Below are 17,350 nucleotides of genomic sequence, written 5' to 3'. Positions count from 1 at the left end.
TAACAAACTTCAAACTGCAACTTTCCAAACGCGAACATCAGAGTCTTCTTCCGTGAGGCCAACGTGCAGGCCGCGGGATAGGTTTGCAGGTCATGGAGAACAGCTCACGCCCGGACATTCGCTCTTTTGTACGCGGCGCAAACTATATAAGAGTCGAGCCAATGACTGTCAAGCGTTTCCTGCAATAGTTTTCACGGCGAATCAAAGATCAGTACATCCAAAAGCGGAGTCATCCCCGAAGCAAGGACAAGGAAGGATCGACAGTGGTCGCACCAGCGCAGACCTCGGACGACGCTCGAATTTATTTGTTCGTCTCAGAACGATCTAAGGCCAGCCGCCGACCTCGGTCCACGCTTCGGGCCTTTCCTAAGGCCACGCGTCGATACATCTTGGAAAAACGCGACTGAGACGATTCATTCCTGGCAGGAAGTGTGTCGGAAAGCACCCGGAATGACACTTCCGCGCGGTTGCCACTGCCCGCAGCACAGGCCTATACTCGGCCGGTTTGGACAGGGCAGACCATGTCCCTTTCGGGTACACAGAGTCCGGCATTTATGCCGGATTTGCAGATGTTTCACGCATCATCGTGCCCCGGAAGACGTCCAACAGAAGTAGCCCGCGACCAACACCGCGGGTAGAAGAAAGAGAAGGCAGAAGCATGGCAGCACTCGTGGAAGTCGAACAAACCAAAGCAGAAACCGCGCTCGAAAAAGAACTGAACCCTTGGGAGGCGCAAGCCGCCCGCTTTGATTTCGCAGCAAAGAAACTCGACCTCGACACCGGCATCTGGAAGGTCCTGAGCCAGCCTGCACGCGAGATCATCGTGCACTTTCCAGTCATGATGGACGACGGCCGCATCGAGGTCTTCACCGGCTTCCGTGTGCAGCACAGCGTAGCCCGCGGCCCCGCAAAAGGTGGCATCCGATACGCGCCCGACGTCAACCTCGACGAGATCCGCGCGCTCGCAAGCTGGATGACCTGGAAGTGCGCCGTGGTCAACATCCCGTTCGGCGGCGCCAAGGGCGGCGTCATCTGCGATCCGAAAAAGATGAGCCAGGGCGAGCTCGAGCGCATGACGCGGCGCTACACCGCCGAGATGATCGAAGTCTTCGGACCGGAGAAGGACGTGCCCGCTCCGGACGTCAACACCAACGAACAGACGATGGCATGGATCATGGATACCTACTCCATGCACATGCGGCAGACGGTGACCAGCGTGGTGACCGGTAAGCCCATCAACATCGGCGGATCGCGCGGCCGCAGCGCCGCTACCGGCCGCGGCGTCTCCATCGCCTGCGACCAGGCACTGAACTACCTGGGAATGAAGCCTGCAGACTGCCGCGTGATCATTCAGGGCTTCGGCAATGTAGGCTCCAACGCTGCGCTGCTCCTTAGACAAAAGGGCTACAGCGTCATCGGCATTGCGGAATGGGACGGTGGTCTCTTCAACGCGGATGGCATTGACATTCCGGCGCTCGCCGAGCACCGGAAAAAGTCCGGCAGCATTCGCGGATTCGCCGGCGCTACTGAAGCGATTAGCGACGAACTGCTGACCACCGCCTGCGAGATCCTGATCCCTGCCGCGCACGAAAATGTCATCACCAGCCGCAACGCTGGCGCAGTGAAGGCGAAGATCCTTGTCGAGGGTGCTAACGGACCGACCACGCCTGCTGCCGACGTGATCCTCGAGAAGAGTGGAGTCTTTGTCGTACCGGACATCCTTGCGAACGCCGGCGGCGTGACCGCGAGCTACTTCGAGTGGGTGCAGGATCGCATGGGCTACTTCTGGACGGAAGAGGAGGTCAACGACCGCCTCGATCGTCTGATGGTGCAGAGTTTCATTGACGTCATTCGTTACGCAGAAGACCACGGTGTGAATAACCGCATTGCTGCGTACATGCTCGCGATCGACCGCGTGGCCTACACGACCAAACAGCGCGGTATCTACGCGTAAGGCTCTACAGAGTGAACAGGGTGCGCGAATGCCTCAGGCATCGCGCATCCTGCGTCTGGGGAGCCGCAGCCTGTCGTCTGAGCAAACGCGCTCTGACCAGGAGGCTGTCCATGCCGGCGAGTATAAGGAAGACACGGCCATGTGCAAGAATCATCTTGACGTGGACTTCAGGCATGGGGCCTGATGAAGGCGTTCGGGTACCCGGTGAATCTTCCCAATTCCATGACGATGAGCCGCATTGCATGCGTGCCTCTACTCATCTGGCTGTTGTCCAGCAGCTTCCCTGCGCATGGTCACGAACAGGAGATCATCGCTTCGACGCTCTTCATTGCCGCGTCCATCACGGACGGGCTGGATGGCTACCTGGCGCGGCGCCGCGGCCAGATCACAACCATGGGTATGTTGCTGGACCCCTTGGCCGACAAGCTGCTTGTGACGGCGGGCTATGTCTGCCTGATCAGCTTCAACCCACGCATCGTCCCTCCATGGATCGCGGTGCTGGTGATCGGCCGTGAGTTTCTCGTCAGCGGCTTGCGATCCATCGCGGCGAATGAGGGTTTCACCATCGACGCCAGCGAGATCGGCAAGCTGAAGACGGTGATTCAGATCGTATCGGTCGTTGCCGCGATTCTCGATCATGGCTGGAATGCCTGGTGGATCGGTCCCGGCTGGCAACATGACACTGGATGGTTCTTCGTTCCGGTGCATGTGATTGCGGTGACGGCTATCTACTGGATGACGGCGGTGTCGATCATCAGCGCGATCGACTACTTTGTGGGCTTCTGGGGAAAGATCGACCACGCCAGTGCGAAGAACCGCCGTAAGCGCGCGAGTGTGCTCAGCCGGAAGAAGAGTGTCGTGACCGTTGGCCCTACCGCTGGTGGAGTCTAGGAGCAACCTTCGTAGAAGCTGAAAGGCCGTCGCTTGAGCGACGGCCTTTCTCAGTTACGGAAGAGCTGATGCTTAGCGGGTGAACGAACCCACGGCCGAGGTCTCGTCATCCTTGACATCGAACACGGTGTACAGCTTGGTGATCTGCAGCAGGTCGTGGACCTTCTTGGTCAGATTCAGCAGCTTCAGTTCGCCGCCGGAGTTCTTGACGCTGGTGAAGGCACTGACGAGCTCCCCGATGCCCGAGCTATCGATGTAGCTGACGTCGCCCAGGTTCAGCAGGATGTTCTTGTCGCCCTTGGCGACGAGATCGCGCACGGCGTCGCGCAGGGTAACGGAGCCTTCGCCAAGGGTGATGCGACCGCTCAGGTCCAGAATCGTTACGCCGTCAACTTGGCGCGTGCTTACCTTCATGCTCATCGTGCTCTCCTGCCGAAAGGATCGGCGAAATGTATTGCATTTTACTGAATTGAAAGATTCAGGCTGCGTGTTGCTCGGGCGTTCGATGCTTAATCAGCGTAAGTTCGGTACCCGGCGATAGCTGGCGAAAGTGTACCTCATCCATGAATGCCTTCATCAGGAAGACCCCACGCCCTGAACCGCGGAGGATGTTTTCTGGCGAGAGGGGATCGGGAATACTCTCCTCGTTGAAGCCCGTTCCTTGATCGCTGATGCGGAAGACCAGCTCGTTTTCTGTAGCCTCAAAACTTGCGGTGACCTGCTTGTCCTGGCTGTAAGCGTTGCCATGAATCACGGCGTTCACCGTGGCTTCGCGCACGGCCATGGCGATGCTCGATACGTCGTCCTCGTTGAACCCGAAGCGGGCAGCGAAGCTCTCCGCTTCGTGCTCCACGCGGTCCACTGTCTCCAGCGTCGACGCCAGGGTGAGGCTGGTGCGGGTTGTGGGCGTGTTCGGCAACGGTCTCCGGTACAGCGGTTGTGCGAATGTCCGGTCTTCCCTCGCAGTGTGCTTCCCGCGGCGAGGAAAGTCAAGAAACATACAGATTCGGATGCGTCGGAAAGGCGGGACGGCCACTGCGTCGAGCGCATTCTCTGCGTGTATTCGCCCGGATGCGAAGGCTTGGGTAGACTGCGAAGTGGAACCCAAATTTCTGAGGACAGGGAGGCGAGATCGATGACTGAACAGACGATCCGTCGAACCACCCTGTCTTCCATGATGGGCACCCGCGTCTTCGATGCGGAGGGTAATTCCAGGGGCCGCATCGCTGAGTTCCTCCTGAAGTCCGAGGAAGCAGGGACACATGTCAGTTGCCTTGTGCTCTCAGCCTCAGGCAAGGTGCGCGACAAGCAGGTCTACAGCGTGCCGCTGAAAGACCTCACGTTCAGTCACGCCGGAGAGATCCGTATCCGCTCCACGACCGAGCAGACGCTTATGGAGCTGACACCATCTTCAGTGCTGTTGGAGCGTGATCTGCTGGACCAGCAGATCATCGACGTTCACGGCCACAAGGTCGTGCGCGTCAACGACGTGGCCCTGGTTTGGGAGGTCGAAGCGGACTCCGTCTGCAAGCTCCGCATCGCCGAGGTTGAGGTGGGGATGCGCGGCGCCGTGCGACGGCTGCTGAAGGGCTTGCCGCAGGGGCTGATCGAGTCGCTGGCGCATCGCTTTCAGGCCCGGGTCATTCCTTGGGAGTTCGTGGATCTGATCGACCGCGATCCGGCGCGTCGCGTCCGCCTGAAGATCGAGGGCGATCGGCTGTCGAACATGCATCCGTCAGACATCGCTGACATCCTCGCGGAACTGGCGCCGGCAGAGCGTGAGGCAGTTTTCACCTCGCTGGACGAGGAGATTGCTGCCGAGGCTCTGGAGGAGATCGATCCAAAGTTGCAGCGGTCGCTGCTTGAGGGCATGGAGTCCAGCCGCGTTGCCGACATCGTCGAAGAGATGGATCCGGGAGCTGCGGCCGACCTGCTGGCCGAGCTGCCCGAAGAGCGCTCTGAGGCGATCCTGCACGAGATGGAGCCGGAAGAGCGTGCGCACGTCGAGGAGCTCCTGGAATTCCCTGAGGACTGGGCTGCCGGACGCATGACGACTGACTACGTCGCGCTGCTGGACACTGCCGATGTGCAGCATGCCGTGGATGCTCTGCGCATCTTCGAGGGGGATCTGGAAACGGTGAATGAGATCTTCCTGCTGGACGAGCAGCAGCATCTGACGGGGGTCGTTACGCTTGCGCGCATGATGCTCTCCGAGCGTTCGACACCTCTGAAGGCCATCCGGGAGCCACGCATGCATACGTGCTCCATCGACGCGGGCAGTCGCCAGATCGCGGAACAGTTCGACAAATACAACCTGCGTTCGCTGGCCGTGCTGGAGCATGACCGGCAGCTCGCCGGTGTGATCTATCCAGAGCATGTGATCGCGCTGCTAAGGGCGGGGCGCTGACACGATGCGGATACTGTACGTTGCACAGCTCTCTCCGAACGACACTGCCGAGTATCGGCGCGCGGCACTCGTGCGCGCAGGCCATGACGTGTCGGCGATCGACACCATTTCGTATCGCGCGAAGCATCCGCTGCTGCGCAAGCTTGAGTTCCGTGCCTCGATCGGTCCGGACGTGAGCCGGTTGAATCACGACATCCTCGCGGAGGCAGAGCGCTTTCAGCCGGAGATGGTGTGGGCTGACAAGGTGCTGTGGATGCGGCCGGCGACGCTGGACGCGTTGCGTGCCCGAGGCATCACGACCGTCTCGTACATGATTGACAACTACTTCGGGCCGCGGCGCGATCCGGGCTGGCGGCTGTATGCGAAGACCATTCCTCACTACGACCTGCACTGCACGCAGCGTGACGTAAACGTGGTGAGCTACCGTGACGCGGGCGCTCGCGACGTGATCAAGATCCAGACGGCGTATGAGCCGACGATGCAGTTTCCGGCGGACCCGCCTTATACGGACGCACGGCGCGATCGTGGTGTCTCATTCATTGGCACGTCGTATGACGACCGCGCACAGACGCTGATGCGGCTGCACGCGGAGGGGCTTCCTGTGGTGATCTCAGGTGGTCCGCAGCACTGGCGCGGTCCGCTTGGAGGCTTGTATGACACGCTGTATCGCGAGGGTGAGTTGTTCCGCGAGCGTTACCGGGAGGCGATCTGGCGGTCGCAGATCAACCTCAGCTTTCTGACGCATGGAAACCAGGACGAGTTTGTGCACAAGAGCTTTGAGATCGCTGCGTGTGGTGGCTTTCTGCTGGCGGAGCGGTCGCCGGGACATAGCGAACGCTTCGTCGAGGATGAGGAGGCGGTCTTCTTTACCGGCTACGACGAACTGGCAGCGAAGGTGCGAAAGTACCTGCCGGACGAGGCGGCGCGGAATCGCATTGCGCTTGCAGGGTTGCGGCGCGCGTGGTCGAGCGGGTATGACAACGACACCCAGGTGAAGCGGATCCTGGAGCGTGTGCAGACGATCCGTGTTGGGCGCCAGGGACGTGCCGCATGAAGATGCTGAAGAGCTGGAAAGTCAGAATCCTCTTCTTCCTAGCGGCGCTTGGGCCGGGATTCATTACCGCGAACGTGGACAACGATGCGGGTGGCATCCTGACCTACTCGCAGGCGGGTGCGCAGTATGGCTACTCGCTGCTTTGGACGATGATTCCGATCACGCTTGCGCTGATCGTGGTGCAGGAGATGTGCGCTCGTATGGGCGCGGTCACTGGCAAGGGACTGAGCGACCTGATCCGTGAGGAGTTCGGGTTGCGCATGACGTTTGTGGTCATGATGCTGCTGGTAGTGGTGAACTTCGGCAACGTGATCGCGGAGTTCACGGGCATTGCCGGATCGATGCAGTTGTTCCACGTGAGTAAGTACATCGCTGTGCCGGCGGCTGCTGCGCTGGTGTGGGCGATGGTGGTAAAGGGCGATTACAAGAGCGTGGAGAAGATCTTTCTCTTCGCTTCGGTGGTGTATCTGGCTTACATCGTTGCCGGCGTGCTTGGCCGCCCGGACTGGCATGCTGCGATGGTCGAGACGGTCAAGCTGCCGAGCCGCTCGGCGTGGAAGGATCGCAACTACGTCTACATGACGGTCGGTGTCATCGGAACGACGATCACACCGTGGATGCAGTTCTATCTGCAGTCGTCCATCGTGGAGAAGGGCGTGACGGTTCGGCAGTACAAGGCCACGCGGCTCGACGTGATCATCGGGTCCATCTTCACGGACGTGGTGGCGTGGTTCATCGTGGTGGTGTGTGCCGCGACGCTGTTCGTTCATGGCGTGCGACAGATCAACGTGCCTGCCGACGCTGCGGAGGCTCTGCGACCGATTGCGGGTGACTACGCGTTCCTGCTGTTCGCTGCTGGACTCTTCAATGCTTCGCTGTTCGCTGCTTCGATCCTGCCGCTGTCGACTGCGTACACAGTCTGCGAGGGCCTTGGCTTCGAGAGTGGCCTGAACCGAACGTGGAAGCAGGCGCCGGTCTTTTACTGGCTCTACACGGGACTTATCGTTGCGGGTGCAGCGGTGGTGTTGATCCCCAACTTCCCACTGGTCAGCATGGCGATTTTGTCGCAGGTGTTGAACGGCCTGCTGTTGCCGGTGGTCATGTACTTCATGCTGCGATTGATCAACAACAAGGAACTGATGGGCGAGTACCACAACCGTCTCTGGTTCAACATCATCGCCTGGGGCACAGCTGCGATCGTGACAGGGCTTTCGCTGGTGCTGGTCTGGCAGTCGTTGCGGGGATGACCCTCCCCCCCCGGTATTTTTCGTAAAAATTAGAAAACAAAGGAGTTGAGTTTTTGGGTTTCCGCTAAAAATTAGATTCCATTGGAGTTACGCGCAAAAATTAGATTCCATTGGACTTAGGTCCCGGAGTGTTGTCCATCCGACTTTCGGGGAGGCTGAAATGCTCGACTTCCGCGGGAAAGCTAAACCTCAGGGCTAAAGCCCATTGCACGGGCCTAGTGGTTGGCACAGCTGAAGCTGTGCCCTTCCGGGCAGAGATATTTTGCTTCGTTGAGGCCCAGCGATCGAAGGAAAGCTAAACCTCAGGGGCTAAAGCCCATTCGCAAGGTGTCGTGGGTGGCCCAGCTGAAGCTGTGCCCTTCCGGTCGGAGGTATTCTCCGGTTCTCTAGAATCGGGCTTGCCCCGGTCGTCCCATCGACCTCTTCCCGGTTTGGTCGCGACTTCCGTCAACTGCTTCGATCTCGTCCGCTACTTCCGTCGACTGCTTCGATCTCGTCCGCTACTTCCGTCGACTGCTTCGATCTCGTCCGCTACTTCCGTCAACTGCTTCGGTCTCGTCCGCTACTTCCGTCGACTGCTTCGATCTGGTCCGCTGCTTCCGTTGGCTGCTTCGATCTGGTCCGCAGGAACCCTCTACTTCTCGATCTTGTCCGTGATTTCCTCTATCTCTATTGTAGTGATTCCCGCGAAATAGCCCGCCAACTCAATCTCCTTTGAAATGAGGGAGATGAGTGGTTTAGGGGGTTGACAGGTTTTGCGGCGCCTACGGCTTTTGGAAGTACTTCGGCTGCATGCCTGCGGCCCAGGGATTGTAGTGTGTGGCGAAGGCTGCGCGGCGGCCGATGCTGGGGTGGCCGTAGGTCCAGAACTCGATGAACTGCGAGGGATTGGGGTCGTCGAAGCTGGTCTCGCCAAGGACCTGGAAGGCGCCGCGTGCGACCGCTTGAGGATCAGCGACGAGGCCGTGAATGGCTTCCTGGCCGTAGACGTCGGCGTCGTGTTCGCGGCTGCGTGTGGCGGTCGAGGTGATCGGCTCAAGCACGAGGCTGAAGAGGGAGAAGGCCAGGAGAAAGATGGGCAGCATGCCCCATTCGACCTGCGAGGCGATGCCCCACGACGGACCGAAGCGGCGGATGGCCCACGTGACGAAACGATAGCCGAGGTAGAACGCCAGCAGCAGGATCACGATGGAGAATAGCAGGCCCTGCACGATGTGGTTCAGGACGTAGTGCCCGCTTTCATGTCCGAAGATGAACATGATCTCGTCGGGTGTGCCCTTGGTGATGGAGGTGTCCCAGACGACCACGCGCTTCGAGGCGCCGAAGCCGGTGACGTAGGCGTTGAGTGTGGTGACCTTTGCCGATGCCTTCATGAGGAACATGCGCTCGGGCGGGATGTCCATGTTGCCCCGGTGTACGACTTGTTCCAGCCGCTGAACGAGTTCGGGGTGTGACTGCGAGAGCGGTTCGAACTTGTTGAAGACGGGATCGATCACGTAGGGCGTGACGAAGATGCCGGCGAGGATGATGGGGATGGAGCAGAGCCAGAAGGCGAACCACCAGGAGCGCGGCAGCTTCCGAATGATGAGGAAGAGCAGCATGGTCAACAGGCCGCCGATGAACCAGCCGATTGCGGAGCTCTTTAACTGATCGCCGATCCAGCTGCCCCAGCCCTGCACGGAGAGGCCGTAGTGCAGCCGCAGCCAGTGGCCGTAGAGAGCCAGCGGCAGATCGAGCACCGACGTGATGATGCCGAAGAGCAGGAGGAAGTAGAAGCACTGCAGCCAGCGGTTGCGGAAGCGGCTCGTGACCTCACTCTGCAGGGCGCCGACGACGCCGGTGGAGAGCAGAAGGACGAGGTAGACGATGCCCCAGATGGCACCGCCAAAGTGCATCAGGTTGCCGACGTGCTCCAGGTGCTGGCCCTTCGCGAGATTCTCAGGCGTGAGGCTGTAGGAGGGGATGTTGCCGTCGCAGGGCGAGCTGTCGAGTTCGTGCTGGGCGGCGTCGTTTGCGAGCTTCTCCGCAGGTGTCGTGGAGGCGTGCAGGGTCGTCGCGGCGAACAGGAGAACGAGGCAGAGCAGGAGGCGGCGCATGCGCTCTTATAGCAGAGCGTGTGGTTTGGTTGCTTTGATTTTTGGGGTCGTGATGGGGCGCGCCTTTGGCGCTTGTCGCTGAGCAGCTGAACTCGGTGCATGTTCGAGGCTCTGCGGTTCGCGCTTTGCGCGAATCACCCCCCTTCGCGATAGAGCCGCGAAAGGGTGGGGCACCCAAGCTCCGTCGCGATCCTGAGCTTCGATCAGTGTGCATACTTCATTTGCTGACATTCGGTGCAGTGGCTTGTCCATGCTTTCGCTGGTTCGCGCTTTGCGCGAATAACCCACCCTTTCGCGATAGAGCCGCGAAAGAATGGGGCACCCAAGCTTCGTCGCGATCCTGAGCTTCGATCAGGGTGCATACTTCATTTGCTGACATTCGGTTCAGTGGCTTGTCCATGCTTCCGCTGGTTCGCGCTTTGCGCGAATCACCCACCCTTTCGCGATAGAGCCGCGAAAGAATGGGGCACCCAAGCTTCGTCGCGTCAGAGATTAGTCGGAGACTTTTAGTTTGCCGTCGGCGAGGTCGCGGATTAGGCCGAGGTCGGCTGCGAGGAAGTCGTATTCGGGCAGGGCACCGAAGCCGGACCAGAGGATCTGGCGGAAGATGCGATTTTCCAGTGCGCCGGTAAAGCTGCGGACGATGAAGAACTGCAGGTCGACCGCGCCGCCGTTGCGGTAGTTGTGGCGGATGCGGGTGAGCGGCGGTCCGATCTCGGCGAAGATGCCGAGTTCTTCATTTAGTTCGCGGTGGAGCGCCTCTTCCGGGCCTTCACCGGCTTCGATCTTGCCGCCGGGAAACTCCCACTTGAGTGCCATGGGTTGGTCGGCCTTGCGCTGACAGATGAGGACTTCTTCGCAGCCATTTTCATCCGTGCGGAGGATGAGTGCGGCGACGACCATGCGCAGGGCCTTGGGCGGGCGCGGGCCTGCTGCGCCGTTGCGGCGTGCGTCGAGCCTGCGGATTGCCTCTTTCTTCTTCAACCCTCAGCCGTCCCCAAAGTCCTGACCGTGCGGCTCGCTGCGTGAAGTCTGCACAGTTACCGTCACAGCAGTGTAGATGCAGGCGTGGCCTGCACGGCATAGCATGCATCACCGCGCATCCGCGAAGGCACGCTCTTCCATCGCCTGAGGACATGCTGTACGACATGCCCTCAAGCGATTGTCGGCCAAAGAGATAGGTACTAGAGCGGTCTTACCTATGCCTCGTCCGGATAGAAGACGGGCCATCCGAGTTCGGCGGCCTTTAAGGCGAGGGCAGGGGAGGGGTTGATGGGGAAGGGCATGCCTGCCATCTCCAGCATGTGGAAGTCGTGCACGCTGTTGCCGAAGACGGCGTCGGGGTGCGTGAGGCCAACGCGGCGGAGCGATGCTGCCTTGCCTTCGTCGCTGGGGATATCCACGATGGTGGAGGTGACGAGATCGTCGTCGACGGCGACGGCGGCGGCGAGGACACGCTCGGCGGGGATACGCAGTTCGCGGACGCCTTCTTCGATCATCCAGTTGTTCGTGGAGGAGACGGCCCAGACCTCGACGCCGGCGTCCTGTAGTTCGTGTACGAGGCCGACCATAACGGGGAAGAGGCGCGGTCTGACGTGGTCCGTGAAGTAGCGCGCGGCGCTGGCGCGGATGGCCTTCTGACTGAGGCCGCTGTAGATGGAGGTCATCTCGCCGCAGATGGTGATTTCGTCGACTTCACCGCGGTGATACATGGCGTGACGGTCGAGGATCTGGCGTGTGGCGGATTCCGGCAGAAGGCCGGTCGCGATGGTCCAGTGCAGGAAGCCGGAGCCTGCATCGCCGGGCCAGAGGGTGCCGTCGAAGTCGAATACGGCCGTGCGAGGCTGGCCGGCGCGGACAGCGTCAAGAAACTGCTGGCTGGAAAGGGTGCGCGCAGGTACTGTGGAAGTCATACTTTCTATGATCGCAGCCCAGCGATAACCGGCCAAGGGACGTCGTGCTTTCGCATGCGCGAAAGACGTCACTTTGACGGATATGAAACTCTTTCTGCGGGCTTGCATCTATTTAAGTGGATGATCGCAAGGCTGCACACAATGCAGCGTTCTGGTCAAGCGAAATCCTGAGAGAAGGCGGATACCATGGCAGGACAGTTTGTAACCGAAGTTAACGATGCTGATTTCGATGAGCAAGTGCTGAAGAGCTCCACACCCGTTCTGGTGGACTTCTGGGCCACCTGGTGTGGTCCTTGCCGCGCACTGGCACCCGTCGTGGACCAGGTTGCCACCGAGTACAACGGCCAGATTAAGGTCATGAAGATGGACGTGGATCGCAACAACGCCACGCCTGGCCGCTACGGCATTCGCGGTATTCCCGCACTGCTGCTGTTCAAGGACGGCAAGGTTGCTGAGCAGATCGTCGGCTTCGTCCCCAAGGACACCATCGACAAGACCATCATCAAGGTCCTGGCATAAGTTTTCACGAAGTTGCAGGAGAAGGCCCGGAGGAGACTCCGGGCCTTTCTGCGTCTGGGTGAATCTTTTCGGGTTAGAGGGCGGCCGGCTTTTCCCAGTCGCTGAAGACGAACTCTGAGAGGGGTTTACGGGTGCGTGGTGCGAGTTCGGCTGCTTTGAAGTCTTCCGGGACGTTCTGTGGATCGCCGAGGTAGCCGAGGGCCCAGCATGCGCCTGCGTCGAAGTCGCTGGGTACGCCGAAGAAGGCCCGCAGCGTTTCCTTATCGAAACCGCCCATGCCGTGCGTGTGCAGGCCTAGTTCCTGTGCCTGCAACGAGATGGTTGCGGAGGCGGCACCGGTGTCGTGCAGGCCATAGCCGTTGGGCTGGCCGTTGGCGCTGAAGGTCTTCTTGCCGAAGGAACAGTAGAGGACAGGCGCTGACCCTGCCCATGCCTGGTTTGGCGGCGCCAGCGAGTTGAAGATCTTGGTGTAGGTTTCGTCGCCTTTGCGACCGACGAGGAAGCGCCACGGCTGCTCGTTATAGCTGGATGCGGCCCATGCGGCCGCGGAGAAGATGGTCTTGAGATCGGCATCGGAGACGGGCTTGTCGGCGAAGGAGCGGGGGCTCCAGCGGCTGAGGATGAGGTCGTGCACGGGTGCGTCGGCGGTGCCGCGTTTCGCTTGCTCGAGGGCGTTTGTGTCGGGCATGGGAGAACTCCTCAGTGGTATTTCGATTGAGATGTCGCGAGGTGGAACGGCGATGCCGGATGGCCGGATATCGGAGCGTTTGCGATGCTGTACATCCGGCGGGGGCTCGGAATGTCGTACGCTCAATATCCTGCATCGTTAGGATGCGTGCTTCAATTGAGGGTTATGGAAGAGATCTCGAAGGGAACTGTCGCGCAGGAGACCGTTGCGTTTGATGTGTTGGTGATTGGTGCCGGACCTACGGGCCTGGCTTGCGCCATTGATGCGCAGAATGCAGGCCTGAGCGTGGTGCTGGTGGACAAGGGCTGCCTGTGTAACAGCCTGTTTCACTACCCGGCGCACATGACATTCTTTACAACGCCGGAGCTGCTCGAGATTGGCAACATGCCCTTCAGCAGTCCGAACCAGAAGCCGACGCGCAGCGAGGCTTTGGAGTACTACCGCAAGGTTGCTGAGCATTTCGCGCTGGACGTGCGGCAGTACCACCTGGTGGGCCACATCAGTGGTTCCGATGGGAACTTCAGTGTGCATACGACGGATCGGTTCGGTCGGTTGCAGGTCTTCAAGGCGAAGAAGCTGATCGTCTCGACCGGGTATTACGATCTGCCGAACTATCTTGGGATTCCGGGTGAGAACCTGAGCAAGGTGCAGCACTACTATAACGAGCCGCACCCTTATTTCGGGCTGAACGTTCTGGTCATTGGTGGGAAGAATTCGGCTGCGATTGCTGCTCTGGATCTGTGGCGCCATGGAGCGAAGGTGACGCTGGTACATCGTGGCGACGCCATGCACCGCCATGTGAAGTATTGGATCCTGCCGGACATTAATAATCGTGTGAAGAACGGCGAGATCACGGCTTACTTCTCGTCCACGGTGAAACAGATTACGGAAGATACCGTGACGCTGAGTACGCCGGAAGGCGATCGCACAATTGCGAACGACTTCGTCTTTGCGTTGACGGGGTATCACCCGGACTTTGATTTTCTGGAGCGGATGGGCGTTCACCTGGATGCGGAGAATGATCGGTGTCCACAGTGCGATCCGACGACGCTGGAGTCCAACGTGAAGGGCATTTACATGGCGGGCGTGGTCGTTGCCGGGGAACGCACGAACAAGATCTTTATTGAGAACGGACGTTTCCACGGCGAGCTGATTGCACGTGATCTGACGGCGAAGTTTCAGCAGGCTTGAGGCAGTAACGCTAATGAGGGCAGAGAACTGATGAGACTGAGGGCGCCGCGCAGCATCATGGGCCAGTTGATCGGCGGCACCGTGATCGTGCAGTTGCTGGTCTTCAGCATCTTCCTGTTCTTCAGCGTGCGGCAGCAATTTCGTGATGGTAAGACACATGATCGAAATCGTCTGCAGAGCCAGACGGGCATCATTGCGGGGCTGCTGGTTGAGCCGCTGACGGACAACGATACGGATCTGCTGGATCATGTTGTTCGTGCGGTGAATCTGACGTCAACGATCCGGGCCGCACGCATTACGGATGCGCAGGGCAAGACACTGCGCATCAGCGGTGCCGATATGCCTTCGGAGCTGACGCCGCGCGAACGGGCTCTGCTGCCCCTGCTCAATCGCGACGCGCATTATGTGCGGATGCGGCAGGATGACGGCGACGATGAGGGCGTGCAGCCCGTTGTAACGGCGGGCGTTGTGCGTGGCATCGTGTGGATGACGCAGGACAATGGTGTGGTGACTCAGACGCCGGTGACGGTGTTGCAGAGCCTGCTGATCTACGCGGCGTGTGCGCTCTTTGGCAATTTGTTCCTGGTGTACCTGCTGGCGCCGACGATGACGCGTCCGCTGCGGCAGTTGAGCCTGGCGACGCTGCAGGTGCAGAACGATCCGAATGATCTTTCGGCCTTTCCGCTGAAGGTGGTTGCTCGCAATGAGGCGGGTGCTCTTACGGCCAGCTTCAACGCGATGGTCAACGAGATCGCGCGGCAGCGACGGGGAACGCAAGAGACGCTGAATCTGCTGGACGCGATGCTGACGGGCGCGCCCATTGGCTTTGCTTTTTATGATCGCCAGTTGCGCTATGTGCGCATCAACGATCGGCTGGCGAAGATGCATGGAATGTCTGCGGAGCAGCACCTTGGCAAGCGGCTTCGGGATCTGATTCCGCGGGGTGGATCGACTCGTCTGGCAGACCAGGTGGAGCTGCTGGTGGAGAGTGTCTTCCGGACCGGAGAGCCGGTCGCCGAGCATCTGTTGACGGGCGTGATGCCGGGCGATGAGTCTTCGCGGTCGTGGCTCGTCAGCTACTTTCCGGTGATGGTCAACGACGAGATCCGCTGGGTTGGCGTGATCGCGAGTGAAGTGACACAGCGCGTGCAGGCGGAGGAGTCGATGCGCCGCAGCGAGAAGCAGGCAGCGGCTGGGCGGCTTGCGGCTTCGATTGCGCATGAGATCAACAATCCGTTGGAGGCCGTCAGTAACCTGCTGTATCTGATCCGCACCAGCGGTGCGAGTTCAGCCCTGGTGATGGAGTATGCGGCGATGGCGCAGCAGGAGTTGTCGCGTGTCGGCGAGATCACGCAGCAGACGCTGCGGTTCTACCGGCAGTCGAACCAGCCTTCTGATGTGAGCGTTGTCGATGTTCTGCGGAGCGTGCTGGTGCTGCACAATGCGCGGATGCAGTCGCCGAAGATCGAGATCCATCAGCGCTTTGCGGACAACATCATGCTCTTCGGCTTTGCAGGCGAGCTGCGGCAGTTGTTTGCGAACCTGGTAGGCAATGCAATTGATGCGATGCCGAACGGCGGGTCGCTATATCTTCGTGCGAGGCCTGCATGGGTCGACGGCCGGCGGGGTGTTCGTATCACTGTTGCGGATACCGGTGTCGGCATGTCGGATACGGTGCGTGAGCGGATCTTTGAGCCCTTCTTCACGACGAAAGAGAACACAGGCACCGGGCTCGGATTGTGGGCCAGCGAGGAGATCCTGGACCGTCACCACGCCGCGGTACTGGTGCGCAGCAGACGGGCACGGTTTGAGAATGACCGCTCATCCGGCACGGTCTTCTCGATCTATCTGCCGTGGGATGGTGTGCCTCGCGGACCGCGGATCGTGCATAGCGCGGCGCATGCGCTGGCGGATCACCTGGTCTAGATTAGTTCGGCTTGATCCACTCAGGATGTTCCTTGCCGATCTCTATCCCAATCTCTCCGCCTAGTTTTGCGCCGACCTGCGTACAGCCGCCAATGATTTCGCTCTGAATCGACGTCGTGTTCGCCGCGAGCTTATCTCGTAGCGGTTGAGCGAGCTTGGCACCGGCAATCCCGCCGGGGGCTTTGCTCGCCGCACTCAGTTCGTTCAGTTCTTCCGTGGTGAAGTACTTCTCATACACCCCAACGATCACTTTGAGGTAGTCGTCCACGTTGTAGCGAGCGAGGGAACGCTTGCCCCACTCCTCGATAAACTGCGGATCATACTTCGGATAGTTCTGTCGCATCGCCAGCTTGCCTTGTTCGACGGCATTCTCTTTGACTCCGAGCAGGGCGGCTCGGGCCCCTATGACCGCTACGAACTGCACGGCAGCATCATGGTTTTGCGCGGCGGTGGGATTCTGGAACACCCCTGTTGCGGCGTGGGCGATGTGGACGCCGCTAAGAGCGAGGGTTGGCAACAGAACTGAGCCAAACAAGAGCGTGCGCAAACGTGTTTTCGGCATATGTCTTAACTATCCAATCACCCTGCGCAGAAAGCCTCGTGTCCCGATCCATGTGAGCAGGCAGAGGAAGAATGTCAGCATCAGCAGGATCAGCGCGGGATGCATGTGCGGCAGGGAAGGCGTCAGTGCCGCGCGCAGACCTTCGCTCATGTAGACGATGGGATTGAAGAGAACGCCCATCTGCAGCCACTTGATGGCGCCCAGTGCTTTCCAGGGGTAGTAGACGCAGCCCAGGAAGGTGATGGGCATGACGACGACGCCGAAGATGAGGCCGATCTGTGCGGGTTTCACGCTGGTGCCGATGGTCAGGCCGAGCGCTCCGGCGACCAGCGATGCCAGCACGACCACAGCGATGAGGAAGGGCCAGCTCGTCACGTGCGCGTACACAGGCGTAGACGGAATGTAGTACGCCAGCGGAAAGACGATGGCGGCAGCGATCACGGACTGCAGCGCGGAGAAGATGATCTTCTCGATAGCAACCATTGCGGTGGGCAGCGGGCACATGACGCGGTCGTCGATCTCGCGTGTGGAGCCGAAGTCAACGGCAAGTGGCAGGGCCACGGCGGCGATACCACTGAACATGATGGCGACAGCCATCAAGCCCGGCAGCAGTACCGTGGAGAAGTTGGCGCCCGCATTGGCGGCCATGCCCTGCGTCGGATTCATCGCGGCACCGTTGCTCATGTGCGGCATGATGTAGGTGAAGACAAAGAGGAAGAGTAGCGGGTTCATCACGATGCGGATGATGAACGGGAAGATCTCGCGGCGCAGCACGTGCAGGTCGCGGAGGAACATGCCCAGGAAGGCGCGGAGGTATTGCGTTGCCGGCGAGGTCGTTTTGCTAATGGTCGTCATGGCGCGCTTGAATCCCTCGGGGGCTAATGCCCGTAACTTGATGGTGC

General features: G+C 60.0%; 16 protein-coding genes. 8 read left to right on the top strand and 8 right to left on the bottom strand.

From position 1 onward, the window contains the following. Window positions 1-658 precede the first annotated feature (658 nt). Both TERRO_RS13685 and pgsA read left to right on the top strand, forming a co-directional pair. Window positions 659-1,954, top strand: a complete 1,296-nt coding sequence (locus tag TERRO_RS13685) for a Glu/Leu/Phe/Val family dehydrogenase (RefSeq protein ID WP_014786287.1) — start codon at window positions 659-661, stop codon at window positions 1,952-1,954. Between the two features lie 204 nt (window positions 1,955-2,158). Beyond that, window positions 2,159-2,845: a CDP-diacylglycerol--glycerol-3-phosphate 3-phosphatidyltransferase gene (gene pgsA, locus TERRO_RS13680; RefSeq protein ID WP_052313469.1), complete on the top strand. Its 687-nt coding sequence runs from the start codon at window positions 2,159-2,161 to the stop codon at window positions 2,843-2,845. Window positions 2,846-2,917: 72 nt separating this feature from the next. Here pgsA and TERRO_RS13675 read toward each other — a convergent pair whose 3' ends face one another. Together TERRO_RS13675 and TERRO_RS13670 are read right to left on the bottom strand one after the other, a co-directional pair. Further along, complete coding sequence (locus TERRO_RS13675) at window positions 2,918-3,265, bottom strand: STAS domain-containing protein (protein ID WP_014786284.1); 348 nt, start codon at window positions 3,263-3,265, stop codon at window positions 2,918-2,920. Between the two features lie 58 nt (window positions 3,266-3,323). Then, window positions 3,324-3,764 carry an ATP-binding protein gene (locus TERRO_RS13670; RefSeq protein WP_041592585.1) on the bottom strand — a complete coding sequence of 147 codons (441 nt, stop codon included), beginning with the start codon at window positions 3,762-3,764 and terminating at the stop codon, window positions 3,324-3,326. A gap of 216 nt (window positions 3,765-3,980) precedes the next feature. Here TERRO_RS13670 and TERRO_RS13665 point away from each other — a divergent pair, with 216 nt between their 5' ends. Genes TERRO_RS13665 through TERRO_RS13655 form a run of 3 tightly spaced genes read left to right on the top strand, consistent with a single transcriptional unit; the run spans window position 3,981 to window position 7,553 of the window. Next, on the top strand, window positions 3,981-5,252 hold the full coding sequence (locus TERRO_RS13665) for a magnesium transporter MgtE N-terminal domain-containing protein (RefSeq protein ID WP_014786282.1): 1,272 nt from the start codon (window positions 3,981-3,983) through the stop codon (window positions 5,250-5,252). 4 nt (window positions 5,253-5,256) lie between these two features. Continuing rightward, a complete protein-coding gene (locus TERRO_RS13660; RefSeq protein WP_014786281.1) occupies window positions 5,257-6,306 on the top strand; it encodes a CgeB family protein in 1,050 nt (349 codons plus the stop codon). Beyond that, entirely contained in the window at window positions 6,303-7,553 is a 1,251-nt protein-coding gene (locus TERRO_RS13655; RefSeq protein WP_014786280.1) for an Nramp family divalent metal transporter, read from the top strand. Before TERRO_RS13660 ends, TERRO_RS13655 begins: the two co-directional genes overlap by 4 nt. 764 nt (window positions 7,554-8,317) lie before the next feature. Here TERRO_RS13655 and TERRO_RS13650 read toward each other — a convergent pair. The 3 genes from TERRO_RS13650 to TERRO_RS13640 all read right to left on the bottom strand — a co-directional run bounded on the left by TERRO_RS13650 (window position 8,318) and on the right by TERRO_RS13640 (window position 11,562). Beyond that, entirely contained in the window at window positions 8,318-9,649 is a 1,332-nt protein-coding gene (locus TERRO_RS13650) for a M48 family metallopeptidase (RefSeq protein WP_014786279.1), read from the bottom strand. A 492-nt stretch (window positions 9,650-10,141) separates the two neighbouring features. Then, complete coding sequence (locus TERRO_RS13645) at window positions 10,142-10,633, bottom strand: (deoxy)nucleoside triphosphate pyrophosphohydrolase (RefSeq protein WP_014786278.1); 492 nt, start codon at window positions 10,631-10,633, stop codon at window positions 10,142-10,144. Between the two features lie 215 nt (window positions 10,634-10,848). Then, window positions 10,849-11,562 carry an HAD family hydrolase gene (locus TERRO_RS13640; protein WP_014786277.1) on the bottom strand — a complete coding sequence of 238 codons (714 nt, stop codon included), beginning with the start codon at window positions 11,560-11,562 and terminating at the stop codon, window positions 10,849-10,851. Window positions 11,563-11,748: 186 nt separating this feature from the next. On the opposite strand from TERRO_RS13640, the gene trxA reads away from it, so the two are divergent. Continuing rightward, window positions 11,749-12,081: a thioredoxin gene (gene trxA / locus TERRO_RS13635; protein WP_014786276.1), complete on the top strand. Its 333-nt coding sequence runs from the start codon at window positions 11,749-11,751 to the stop codon at window positions 12,079-12,081. A 73-nt stretch (window positions 12,082-12,154) separates the two neighbouring features. Here the strand turns inward: trxA and TERRO_RS13630 are convergent, their stop codons facing one another. Further along, a complete protein-coding gene (locus TERRO_RS13630; protein WP_014786275.1) occupies window positions 12,155-12,769 on the bottom strand; it encodes a nitroreductase family protein in 615 nt (204 codons plus the stop codon). A 165-nt stretch (window positions 12,770-12,934) separates the two neighbouring features. On the opposite strand from TERRO_RS13630, the gene TERRO_RS13625 reads away from it, so the two are divergent. Together TERRO_RS13625 and TERRO_RS22140 are read left to right on the top strand one after the other, a co-directional pair. Further along, window positions 12,935-13,960, top strand: coding sequence for a YpdA family putative bacillithiol disulfide reductase (locus tag TERRO_RS13625; RefSeq protein WP_157178348.1), 1,026 nt, complete (start codon window positions 12,935-12,937; stop codon window positions 13,958-13,960). A gap of 30 nt (window positions 13,961-13,990) precedes the next feature. After that, the gene (locus TERRO_RS22140; RefSeq protein ID WP_014786273.1) at window positions 13,991-15,886 is read left to right on the top strand and encodes a sensor histidine kinase; all 1,896 of its coding nucleotides are present in this window, start codon (window positions 13,991-13,993) and stop codon (window positions 15,884-15,886) included. A gap of 1 nt (window position 15,887) precedes the next feature. Here TERRO_RS22140 and TERRO_RS13615 read toward each other — a convergent pair whose 3' ends face one another. Then, window positions 15,888-16,448 carry a DUF2059 domain-containing protein gene (locus TERRO_RS13615; RefSeq protein WP_014786272.1) on the bottom strand — a complete coding sequence of 187 codons (561 nt, stop codon included), beginning with the start codon at window positions 16,446-16,448 and terminating at the stop codon, window positions 15,888-15,890. A gap of 9 nt (window positions 16,449-16,457) precedes the next feature. Beyond that, on the bottom strand, window positions 16,458-17,303 hold the full coding sequence (locus tag TERRO_RS13610) for an ABC transporter permease (protein WP_041593293.1): 846 nt from the start codon (window positions 17,301-17,303) through the stop codon (window positions 16,458-16,460). Between the last annotated feature and the right edge of the window lie 47 nt (window positions 17,304-17,350).

The sequence above is a fragment of the Terriglobus roseus DSM 18391 genome (genome assembly GCF_000265425.1).
GTDB lineage: Bacteria > Acidobacteriota > Terriglobia > Terriglobales > Acidobacteriaceae > Terriglobus > Terriglobus roseus.
Note: the sequence above shows the minus strand (reverse complement) of the source record. Positions and strands in the feature narration are given on the sequence as shown.

Bases quoted from the DNA above. Each gene is read 5' to 3' on its own strand.
- TERRO_RS13685 (WP_014786287.1), top strand. From the start codon at position 659: ATGGCAGCACTCGTGGAAGTCGAACAAACCAAAGCAGAAACCGCGCTC.
- TERRO_RS13675 (WP_014786284.1), bottom strand. From the start codon at position 3,265: ATGAGCATGAAGGTAAGCACGCGCCAAGTTGACGGCGTAACGATTCTG.
- TERRO_RS13665 (WP_014786282.1), top strand. From the start codon at position 3,981: ATGACTGAACAGACGATCCGTCGAACCACCCTGTCTTCCATGATGGGC.
- TERRO_RS13660 (WP_014786281.1), top strand. From the start codon at position 5,257: ATGCGGATACTGTACGTTGCACAGCTCTCTCCGAACGACACTGCCGAG.
- TERRO_RS13655 (WP_014786280.1), top strand. From the start codon at position 6,303: ATGAAGATGCTGAAGAGCTGGAAAGTCAGAATCCTCTTCTTCCTAGCG.
- TERRO_RS13650 (WP_014786279.1), bottom strand. From the start codon at position 9,649: ATGCGCCGCCTCCTGCTCTGCCTCGTTCTCCTGTTCGCCGCGACGACC.
- TERRO_RS13640 (WP_014786277.1), bottom strand. From the start codon at position 11,562: ATGACTTCCACAGTACCTGCGCGCACCCTTTCCAGCCAGCAGTTTCTT.
- trxA (WP_014786276.1), top strand. From the start codon at position 11,749: ATGGCAGGACAGTTTGTAACCGAAGTTAACGATGCTGATTTCGATGAG.
- TERRO_RS13630 (WP_014786275.1), bottom strand. From the start codon at position 12,769: ATGCCCGACACAAACGCCCTCGAGCAAGCGAAACGCGGCACCGCCGAC.
- TERRO_RS13625 (WP_157178348.1), top strand. From the start codon at position 12,935: ATGGAAGAGATCTCGAAGGGAACTGTCGCGCAGGAGACCGTTGCGTTT.
- TERRO_RS22140 (WP_014786273.1), top strand. From the start codon at position 13,991: ATGAGACTGAGGGCGCCGCGCAGCATCATGGGCCAGTTGATCGGCGGC.
- TERRO_RS13615 (WP_014786272.1), bottom strand. From the start codon at position 16,448: ATGCCGAAAACACGTTTGCGCACGCTCTTGTTTGGCTCAGTTCTGTTG.
- TERRO_RS13610 (WP_041593293.1), bottom strand. From the start codon at position 17,303: ATGACGACCATTAGCAAAACGACCTCGCCGGCAACGCAATACCTCCGC.